Below are 10,840 nucleotides of genomic sequence, written 5' to 3'. Positions count from 1 at the left end.
CTCTTCTATCAACTCTCATTTTCCAGCCTTTCGATCCTTGTTTTATCTAATTACTCAGCCCAAGACCTGCAAATGCTATGGACGGACCGCTCTCTCTAAGCCTTCAACACAAAGCAAAACAGACATACCCACACGAAGAACCTGGGAGCGCTAGCCACTCGCAACGTGAAATCGCAAGCAATGTGGGGTCAGAGCAAGGATGCCGTACTCACCGTAACAAAAGGTTGAATAGAGTGTTACGGGAATGTGAATTGCGTAAACGCTACCGTTATGGGCTGGCTTCTTTCGACAGGATGAACCTCAGGAGAAAAACCCTCCCTGCGGATAGACAGCTTCATCTGGCCGTGCTTGAGTCGCTCAGGACTTCGACGAGAGAACAGTCGCATCGAGCGGAAGCTCAGGATGGACCGTCAGCCAACAGAGAGCGCTGATCACCGCCAGCCCAGCAGCCAGTGCGAACGAGGTCGTCCACCCATAACGCTGCGCGATCCACGGAGTCAGCGAAGCCGTGACCGCGCCGCCAATCTGTCCGCCCATGTTCACCATGCTCGAGAACACCCCCGAGCTTCGCCCCGCGATGTCCACCGACACCGACCAGAACGAGCTCTGCGAGAGATACAGCGCCCCGGCACCGCCAGCCAGGATGATCCCCGCCAATTGCGGACTGTGGACCTGCGATCCCATTACTAGGAATACCGCCGTCATCAGCAGCGCCACCGAAGCCAGCCAGCATCGGCCCACCCGCAGACTGTACGCCGCGGTCAGCTTGTCGCTGAGCGCTCCGCCCACCAGGCAGCACACCGTCATCGACAGGAACGGCAGCATCGCATATCGCGCGCTCGACTTCAGATCGAATCCACGCACCTGTGCCATGTAAAGAAAGAACCAGCTAAAGAAGATCCAAGCCACATACCCGAAGCTGAAGTACCCCACCATCAACGCAGCCAGATCGCGGCGGCGAAGCATCGCCCTCCACGAGATCGGCGCAGCCCCCTCCGTCGCTTGCGTCTGCGCGGCTGAGTCGGAGGACAAGCCAGTGCGAATCTCGTTCAGCTCCATCGCCGTAACACCCGGATGCTCCTCCGGAGTATCCCGCGCCATCTTCCACCACACCGCACCCGCGGCGAAACCCACCACCGCGCTGAACCAGAACGCAGCTCGCCAGCCATGATGGGTAATCAGCCACGTCAGCAAGGGCGGCGTCAGGCCGCTTCCCGCCCCGACTCCGGCAAAGATCAACCCATTGATGAACCCTCGCTCCTTCAACGGAACCCACCGCGCTACAAACTGGTTCGCCGCCGGATAGATCACCGACTCGCCGACCCCCAGTGCAAACCGAATCCCGATCAGCAGCGCCACCGCATGCCGCACCCCCGACGGCAAAAGTGCCGTCAGTCCCGTCGCCACGCCCCACCACAGCACTCCAAACGTAAGCACACGCCGCGGCCCAAACCGTGCCGCCAGCCATCCCGCAGGAAGCTGAAAGCCCGCATATCCGATCAGAAACGCGCTGAAGATCCAACCCAGGCGCTGGTTGCCCAGGCCATACTCCATATCGATGCGCAGGCCAGCGATAGAGACGTTCGTACGGTCCAGAAACGCTACACCACTCAATACAAACAGCCAAAACCCGAGAAAATACCGGACCCGCATGCGTTGCTTCACTAACACTCCTTAACTCCGGCGGCAGGCCAACCCTAGCGAGCGAAACGAGAGGACCTATTGCTTCCAACCAGCTCCCGCCAGGACAACCCACCCAAACCGGAAGCTGCTTCTTCTACTTCAGTCGTCGCATGAAGGCAGTACGTGCAGCAGAGACAATCCATCAGAACAACTCTCGCTCAGGAAGCCTTAGCGACGAAGAACGCCTAAGCGCGCACTGCACTCCAGTTCGCCTCGCCATACTCGCCCATGTTCACCGTACCGGCCATTCTGCTTCCCTGAATCGTTCCCTTGAACGTGGAACGAATTTCGTTTCCACTCACCTGCATCACACTCCGCAGTTCGATCCGATCGCCATGAATACTACCGTTGAACTTAGCGTTATAGATCTCTCCATGGTGGTCGCCCGTAACCTCGCTACCCTTCTGCTCCAGCACAAAGTGCTGCTCACCGACTCCGCGCAGATACTGGATGCTCACTCCCCACTTCCCTTGAACCGAAGCAGGCGGACCTGCAGGCACAACTGGATTCTCATAAGAACCCGGCTTGCTGAACGCCTCGTACAACGCGTCCGCGATGATCCGCTCGTCGCCCGGCTGCATCATGTACGAAGTCACGCTGATCGAGCTTTGCATCATCTCCGGACGGTGGCCCTGCCCTCCCGTAAGAACGATGCGTGGCGAACCCGCATCCAACCGCGCCACCAGCTCCGTTCCCGTAATCTTCAACGCATTGGCATCCCAGCGAAGATGCAGATTCGGGCATCGGTTAGAGAGGTCGGTCCCCGCCGGTTCCACCTCGACGGTCAACGATGGCAGCCCCTTCAAGCGGTCGGCGATATGCTGCATCCAGGCCATCCACTGAGCCTGCTCCGCAGCGTGATCCCGCTTGTACCACTGCCGCACCGCGGCCAGCAGCCCCATCGCCTCTTCCTTGCTGCACTTCAGCGCGCGCCCATAACAATGGTGCGGAGCAGCCTGATAATACGCAGCCTTGCAAAGATCCTTCTTCCCAATCAACATGCCCGAAGACTGCGGTCCCCGCATACACTTGCCGCCCGAGTAAGCCACCAGCGAAGCTCCCGCAGCCAGATGGATATTCGGCTTCACCGGCTCCTCCGCCGCGGCGTCCACAAAGACAGGGACGTTCTTCTCCTTGGCGATAGCGCAAAGCGTCGCGATGCTCATCGGCCCGGTCACGGACTCAGGTCCGGAGAGGATATATACCATCGCCGTACGCTCGGAGAGCTTCGCGCGGAACTCCGCCGCCGAATCCACCTCAATCACCTCTACACCGCTCATACGAACGCCGATATCGTAAGCATTGCGCGAGTGCTTAGGAATGATGACCTGGTCCCGCGTCTTGATGTAGGGCAACGCCTGGCAACGCTCGATGTCAGTACCTGCAACGCAGGCCACCGTCGCGAGACAGATGGCGGCAGCACAACCCGTCGTCGTAATCCCCCACTCCGCGCCGGTCAACTGGGCCAACTGCGCTCCAATGCCGTCCATCATCTCGTCCATCTGCACGAAGTAGAACGACGCATCGAACATCGCCTGCTTCACCTCGGGCAACGAGCACGATCCGCTGAGGATCGTGTAAGTGCCATGGCCATTGACGATCGGACGAACGCCGATGCGGGTAAACAGGTTGTCATGGATGTCGCCATCTTTGACGAGCATAGGTCGCTTCGGCTGATCGGCAAGTCCGGCTGCGCTCGCAGGAAGTGGGGACGCTGCGGAGACCGCTCCCAGAGCAGAGAGCATCCCCGACTGCTTGAGTATCTCTCTTCGGGACCATTTTGACGTATTCAGCGGAGACATGAGTTCGACCTTCTCTCGATAAGTAATAAAGCCCGGAGTTACTGCTGATTCAGACGGCCCAATGGAAGCCATCTCCGAAGAGCGATGCAAAGCCCGATACAAAGCCTAATACCGGGCCCGCATCGCTCTTCGAGCTACGATCCGCTAAATGTAAGCGATCATATCGATCTCAACCAGCGAGTTGCCGGGGATGCCAGCAGCAGGAGAGACCGTCGTTCTTACCGGTGGTGTATCGCCCCATTTCGCGGCTCCATACACCTTGTTCATCGCGTCGTAGTCCTTCAGGTCGTTCAGGTACACATTCACCTTGAGGACCTTCTCCAACGACGAGCCAGCGCTGATGAGCTTCTTCTCCAGCTCGTCAAGGACATGCTGTGTGTGCTGCTCGATCGTGCCTTGAAAGTGAGCGCCCACGCCGGCGAGAAAAAGCAGATTGCCGTAGGAGACCGCTCCCGAAAACAAAGGCGCCTTCGCCGGAGTCTTCGCATCCGCGGCTAGGGGCGTCCTCGGTGGGTAAGACTTCTTCTCCAGCTTGCCCGAGACCTGCGCGGAAGCTCCCTGCGCCATCACGGCCCCTCCCGTAGCTACAACCGCCGCCTTGGCCGCGCTCTTTAGAAGACCTCTTCTTGATTGTTGCTCCATGGTGATATTCCTCCTCAGATATTTCTAACCAGCTATCTCTAACCAGCTCGATGCCGATAATAGTAGAACGAAAGGGTCCCGGTTGCCCGCGTCGGAACAGGATGAAATTGGCATCGATCGTCGATCGGCATCGCCAACCTCCGAATCTGCGGATCTTAGAGAGAGAACTCTGAATCTCCGGCACCTCAAACTCAAGCATTCAGATGATCATCATCTGAAATGAACCAGAGCCGCTTGTCATAGGGCTAATGCCTTATGGACGATCCTCTCGCCCTTCTTTCAACGCATTAAGACACACTTCAGCCCGGTTACCGCCCACAAATGGCGAAATGACGACCGACCGTTCAGTCTCGAATCTCTCTAGATTCTTCCGAACTGTTTGACCGCTTCCACGATGGAGTGAAACTTCTCGATGAACGGATACATCGAGTGCTCGCTGTTATCCAGCTTCTGGGCAGCGATTAAAACCTCCGCCGCCTGGGCACGCGGCACCACCACAACGCCGTCCTGGTCCGCAACGATGATGTCGTTCGGATTCACCCTCACGCCGTCGCAATCGACCGGTACATTCATCCCGCCGAAGCGATAGTGTCCAACCGACGTGGAAGGCACCGGACCAAGCGCATAGACCGGAAAGCCAATCTTCTTCAACTGTGGCAGATCGCGCACACCGCCGTCGACCACCGCGCCCGCAAACCCGCGCGCAAACATCGATGTCCCCATCAGGCCGCCCATGCCGGCAATGTCCGCTCCATCTTCAACGGTCATCACATACACGGAACCCGGACCGCCCGAATCGATCGCCTTGAGCATCCCCGAGAGCGCATCGGGATCATGATTCTCTTGCTTCACCAGCTTCACCGTCAGCGCGATCCCGGCGAACTTCGTAGGGAAGATCGCCTGCATGCGATGCGACATATAGCTCTTCTTGTGAAGCGTCTGCTCGATCGCATCGGAGACCGAAGCTGCTTCGACGTGTCGATAAGCATCGATCATCGCAGCCGGATCGGCGGCATAGTCTGCGGCGGACTTCTGTTCATCCGCGCGAACGATGTGCGTAACCGTCAGAAGCACTGCGGCGACAGTAGAAACCGTCGCAGCCGTACGAAGTTTGAAGGACAAGGACGAAGGCGAACGGAAACTCATTTTTGGCTCCTGCATGACTTGAGCAATTCTCCTGTAGCTGTAGGACACGACTCTAAAAGCATGCTAACTGAAGATCGTCAGAGCCTGCTGAAGGTCCCACTCTTCCAGAGAGTCAGACCAGAACAGAGCCAAAGAAAAACAGCAGCCGGTGGCGATCCACCGGCTGCTGGCTAGAGATGAAAAAGTTTAGAAGTTGATCTTGCCCGCAAGTTGGAGAACACGCGCTGCGCCTTGAACCAAGGTAATCGAACCGAAGCTCGATCCTCCTAGAGCAAGATCTCCCGCCGCCGGGTTCGCCGGGCTGGGGTGGTTGAAGATATTGAAACCTTCAAGGCGGAACTGAAACTTCACATTCTCGACGATCGCAAAGTTCTTGAAGACAGAGAGATTGACGTTCTCGTAGCCTGGGCCATGGACATCATTCCGGTGCAGGTTGCCATACGTGAAGGCCGAAGGCTGCGCATAGGCAGTCGCATCCAGGCACCCTTTGTTACCGCGTGCGACAACGGCGTCGCGATCGCAGCTCATGTGGGCGATATGGACGAAGTTAGGCCGCTGTGGCCCTCCTACATTGCCTGCATTCGCAATGTCCGTTGCGATAGTGACGTTGATTGGAAGACCTGTCTGCAGCGTGACGATACTATTAGCCTGCCACCCGCCCAGCGTCTCTCGTACCAGCAGGCTACGCGTGTTCAGTTCAGGCAGCGCATAAGTAACTACGCCGACGAACCGATGCGTCATATCCCAGTTCGAATTTCCATAGTCCAGCTTCAAATGGCCTTGGAACATCGCGGAGCCACCACCGTTTGAATCGGCGGAGGTATCCAGCGCATGCGACCAGGTATATCCCAAGTTCATGCTAAGTCCATGAGTAACTCGTTGACGCAGAATCGCAGTGAGCCCTTGATAAGTCGAGAAGCTGTCGTTCTGAATCTGACGAATCTGTCCGAAGAGCTGGAAAGGACGGCGTGCATTTACGTTGCCTGCGCCAGGCTGTGGCTGGTTCGGGTAGAAGCTCTCGTCGAGGTGGATGCCTCGGGATCCAAGATACTGCAACTCGAAACCTGCATTCTTCCAGAGCTCAGTACCTACATCGAGATTCCACTGGTAGAGACGCGGCGTAGGCAGATGGGGATTATCTGTGAACGCACTCACATACGAATTGGGTGTGCCGGCAACAGGAGTAGTGACTCCCGCGCCCGGAGTAGGTGTAGCGAAAGTTACATTAGGTGCCGCCGGAGCAGTTACACCGTTATAGGCAACCGACGCGGAGAACGGATAGTTGGTGCTTGCCAGCGTGAATCCATTCAGATGGTTGGCATTGTAGTAGATGCCGCCACCGCCGCGCACAACAACCTTGTCCGTCGCGCGGTAAGCAAAGCCGAAACGCGGAGCCCAGTCATTATGGTTCGGATTGGTGAACTTGAATCCGGGTACCGGGGTATAAGCAGTCGCAGTAGTCGCCGTGCTCGCCGGAATCAACGCCGTGTAGTCCGAGTTCAAAACCCGGCCGTTTCCATTGAGACTGTAAGCAACGGTCGGCAGTTCGTACCGCAAGCCGTAGGTCAGCGTAAGCTTCGGAAGAATCAGCCATGTATCCTGCACGAAGAAGCCATCGCGATACTGACCAACAGATCCCTTTATTTGAAAGAAGGGCGTCATGTCCGATTGAGCCGCACCCAGAAAGAAGTCGGCCGCACCATCGCCCGGAACGATGCCGGTCGGTGTAATGGTCCCTGTATAGGTTCCGCTAAAGGTAAACGTTCCACGAGGACCGTTCTGCGCGGCACGTCCAATCGTCAGCTTTCGGATATCGATTCCGGCCATGTAGCTGTGCTTACCTCGCGCATAGCTGATCTGGTCGTAACCCTGCAGGGTGCGGTCATCCTGGAACCAGTTGCTTCCATCTTCGCCATTCGTGCCTTGGTAGCCTGTGATGTTGATCGAGGGAAGACCCGGATTGTCATTGGTAACATCCGCCGTAAAGCCAGGAATACCCAACTGGCTTCCCGCGTCCTTCGGTCCGAACTTCGCGAAAAAGTTCAACTGCTGCGTCGTAAGAATGTTGTATCCATACCGGAAGTCATTAACCAGGTTCGGAGTAAGCGTGTGGGTATAACCAATGGTTCCGTTGCGCGATGCGGTCGGAGAGTAGGCATTCGAGCTTGGGTTGATCGCTCCGCTGACCGAATCCACCTTCTGCCAGTCATAGCGAACGAAGATCCTGATCTTCTCTCCGAAGTTATGGTCGATGCGGTCGACGCTCTGATTCATATTGATCGTCGAAGGCACATTCGCGTTGAAGTTGTTCGCGATCTTTCCCGTCTGGGTTGGCAGCGACAAATATTGAAACACCCTCTGCGCCTGGGGAGAGATCTGATCGATAGGAATAATATTTCCAGCATAAGGAAGCCGGGTAAAAGGATTCATAAGCTTGACGGTCCTCGGGACCTGCGCAGGATCCAGCAACGCAGAGAAGTCTCCATTGCGCATCGCCGCCGTCATCACGGTGCCCGTCGTCAGCGTGCCAAAGGTATCCCGAAGCCCCTCGTAAGAAGCCATGAAGAAGGTCTTATCGCGTCCGTTATAAAGAAACGGAATCACCACCGGACCGCTGACGACACCACCAAACTGGTTATACCTCAGCGAGCTCTTCTGCCCACCCGGGGCCGTAAGCCACGCCTTCGCATTCAACGCATCGTTCTGAATGTAGTCGTAGACCGTGCCATGAATCTGGTTCGTACCGCTCTTGGTGACCATGTTGATGTGGACGCCCATATAGCTGCCATACTGCGCCGGATAATTTCCGTTCTGCGTCTGAACCGCCTCGAGCGAGTCAGGGTTCGGCGACACAGCCGACGTCGATCCAAGGTTGTTCATGATGGAGATACCATCCAGCGTCAAGCTGTTGTTGACCGCCCTCGTACCCGCGCCAATCGCGCTCTCTCCCGGCGGATTCCCCAGGAAAGGATTCGTCGTGCTCACCGTAATATTCGAAGCCGTCGCCGCCAGATCCAGCGCATGCCGGCCATTCATGGGCAGGTTCTCTACCTTGCCCGTATCGATCGTCTCGCCAAGCATCGCATCGTCCGTGGACAACGCCGCCGTATCCGCCGACACCGTAACCTCGGTCGCCGCATCTCCCAGCGTCAACATGACGTCCGTACGAACCGCCAGATTGATCGTCACCAGAACGCCCGAAGCCGTCGTCTTCTTAAACCCAGTCAACTCAACCGACACGTCATACGTGCCAGGAGCAATGAACGGAATGGAGTAGTACCCCTCCCCATTCGTATCACCCGTATAGGCGACCTTCGTCGCGCGATTCACGCCCGTAACATGCGCATTGGCGACGACTCCGCCAGTCGAATCAGTCACCGTACCAACCAGCGATGTGTTGTTTGCAGCCTGCCCGCGAAGGAGCGCCGTACATACCAGAAATGGGAGACAACAAAACAGCAGCAACGCCTTTTTCACTATAGGGCCTCTTAGATGCAAATAGGTCGAACTTCGTAATATGCGGACAGTTCACAAAAGAGGGATCGACTCCTGTTCTGCAAACGATGAGAAGTGTTTCGTGAATGTGACTATTCCATTACTTTTCGGAGAAGCTGTCATCAGGCGCTTGACGTGCTTACCCATAGGTCGAATGGCCTAGAGAGCAACACGCCAGTCAACGAAAAAGGGCCGCCAGTCCTGGCAGCCCTACTCCCCCAACCCCACCATCATCACAGCCTGAAAACCTCAGTCGAGATGAATCAAGCCACGTTGCAGCGCATAAATCGTAGCCTGCGTCCGATCTCGCGCACCCATCTTATCCAGCACCGAGCTCACATGAATGCGCACCGTCTTTTCAGCGATATGCAGCACCTCGGCGATCTCGCGATTGCTGCGCCCCTGCGTAATGCAGGCCAGCACCTCCGACTCCCGTGGCGTCAGATCCACCGACGGCATCCGCTCCGCCAGACGATCCAGCGCCCCATGCGGCAGGTAGCGCAGGCCGCGATTCACATTCTGAATCGCATTCAGCAGCTCCTCGCCACTCGCATCTTTCGTCAGATAAGCCATCGCACCATTGCGAACCGCGCGATAGATATCCTCGCTGCCTTGGTAGTTCGACAGCACCACGATGCGCACCCGCGGAAACTCCTTCCGCAGCTCCGCAATCACCTCGAAGCCACTCAACCGCGGCAATCGCAGGTCGAGCACCACCACATCGGGAAGAAGCTGGCGATACATCGTCAACCCCGCCTCGCCATCGCTCGCCTCGCCTACGATGCCAATCTGCGCATGCCCCGACAGGACAGAATGAAGTGCCATGCGCGCAAGAAAGTGGTCCTCAATCAGCAGGACGCGAATCTGTTTCATATTCCAATCCACCTTATAACGTGGTGTTCCTGGTTCACCGGCTGTTGCATTGCGTTGAAGGATACTTTCACCATCACTTCGGTACCGTTGCCCACCTGCGTCTGCAGACGAAACGTTCCTCCCAGCTTACGTGCTCGCTCCTCCATCACCGGAATCCCGAAGTGTCCATGCCGCGCCGCCGACCGGTCCGATGAATAGAATCCCCGTCCGTTATCGCGAATCGACAGGCTCAGCGCATCGTTTTCATACTTCAGACGAACGTTGATCTGCGTCGGATCGGCATGCCGGATCGCATTCGTAATCGCCTCCTGCCCAATACACACCAGGTGATGCACGCATCCCGGCGCCAGCGGCATCTCATCACCCTCCACATCCAGCGTCGTCTCGATCACCTCTCGCGTATGATTCGCGGCAAGCGTTCGGGTAAGCGCCTGCGACAGAATATTCGTCACCTCGTCGCTGTCACGAAGATCCCAGATAATCCTCCGCGCCTCCGCCTGGCAGTGCGCCACCATGCTTCTCGCCAGCTCGCACGACTTGGCCACCGGAGTTCCCACCAGATCGCCATCGTGAAACAGCTTCGCCGTCGCCTCCAACTGCCACGAGATCGCCGCAAACCCAGCCATCAGCGTGTCATGACACTCTCGTGCAATGCGGTTCCGCTCCTCCAGCACAATGCCGATATGGCCCTTCATCATCTGCACACGCCGGCGGTACAGATACACCGGCAAAGCCACCGCCAGCAGCAACAGAACAAGATAGAAATACCACGTCTGGTACAGTTGCGGTTGCTCCCCGATCGAGAGCGTCACCGAGTGCGAACGCCAGTCCTCACCGTTCTTGCGCTCCTGCACCTCAAAGCGATAGCGCCCCGGCGCGAGCTGTTGATAGTGCACCGTGTGCATCCGCGTGCTCTTCCACTCCGAGTCGTACCCCACCAGCCGATAGCGAAACTCCGCTAGATCCAGGCTGAGCGGACCCCCATCGTCCAGTGGCAGCGTCACATCCAGATCCATATGCGGATCGACGGCAGAGTTAGGGCCATACGAAACCACACTGTTGAGCGCAACCGGATGCTCCCTCACCGGCGGAGCAGCCGTCTGTGCGGCCAGCCCCCGGCAAACCAGCAGAGCCACCAGCACCATCCGGCTGAGAGCTGCATTACCACGGCGTTGCTGTGTGTCCATAACGGCGGAAGA

At 57.3% G+C, this 10,840-nt stretch carries 7 protein-coding genes; all 7 read right to left on the bottom strand.

Translation table 11 applies throughout. The annotated features are described in order from the left end of the window. Positions 1-357: 357 nt before the first annotated feature. Positions 358-1,671 (bottom strand): MFS transporter, encoded by a 1,314-nt coding sequence (locus tag HB393_RS03515; RefSeq protein ID WP_213803779.1) that lies wholly within the window; start codon positions 1,669-1,671, stop codon positions 358-360. 197 nt (positions 1,672-1,868) lie between these two features. Beyond that, a complete protein-coding gene (locus HB393_RS03510; protein ID WP_213803778.1) occupies positions 1,869-3,485 on the bottom strand; it encodes an aminotransferase class V-fold PLP-dependent enzyme in 1,617 nt (538 codons plus the stop codon). A gap of 144 nt (positions 3,486-3,629) precedes the next feature. Next, positions 3,630-4,127 carry a RidA family protein gene (locus HB393_RS03505; protein ID WP_213803777.1) on the bottom strand — a complete coding sequence of 166 codons (498 nt, stop codon included), beginning with the start codon at positions 4,125-4,127 and terminating at the stop codon, positions 3,630-3,632. Between the two features lie 360 nt (positions 4,128-4,487). Next, positions 4,488-5,273, bottom strand: a complete 786-nt coding sequence (locus HB393_RS03500) for an RraA family protein (protein ID WP_255550768.1) — start codon at positions 5,271-5,273, stop codon at positions 4,488-4,490. A gap of 186 nt (positions 5,274-5,459) precedes the next feature. Continuing rightward, positions 5,460-8,750: a carboxypeptidase regulatory-like domain-containing protein gene (locus HB393_RS03495; protein WP_213803776.1), complete on the bottom strand. Its 3,291-nt coding sequence runs from the start codon at positions 8,748-8,750 to the stop codon at positions 5,460-5,462. Between the two features lie 267 nt (positions 8,751-9,017). Then, complete coding sequence (locus HB393_RS03490; RefSeq protein WP_213803775.1) at positions 9,018-9,641, bottom strand: response regulator transcription factor; 624 nt, start codon at positions 9,639-9,641, stop codon at positions 9,018-9,020. After that, entirely contained in the window at positions 9,638-10,828 is a 1,191-nt protein-coding gene (locus HB393_RS03485) for a histidine kinase (protein WP_213803774.1), read from the bottom strand. Before HB393_RS03485 ends, HB393_RS03490 begins: the two co-directional genes overlap by 4 nt. Between the last annotated feature and the right edge of the window lie 12 nt (positions 10,829-10,840).

Origin of the sequence: Granulicella sp. dw_53 (genome assembly GCF_018449545.1) — a bacterium.
GTDB lineage: Bacteria > Acidobacteriota > Terriglobia > Terriglobales > Acidobacteriaceae > Edaphobacter.
Note: the sequence above shows the minus strand (reverse complement) of the source record. Positions and strands in the feature narration are given on the sequence as shown.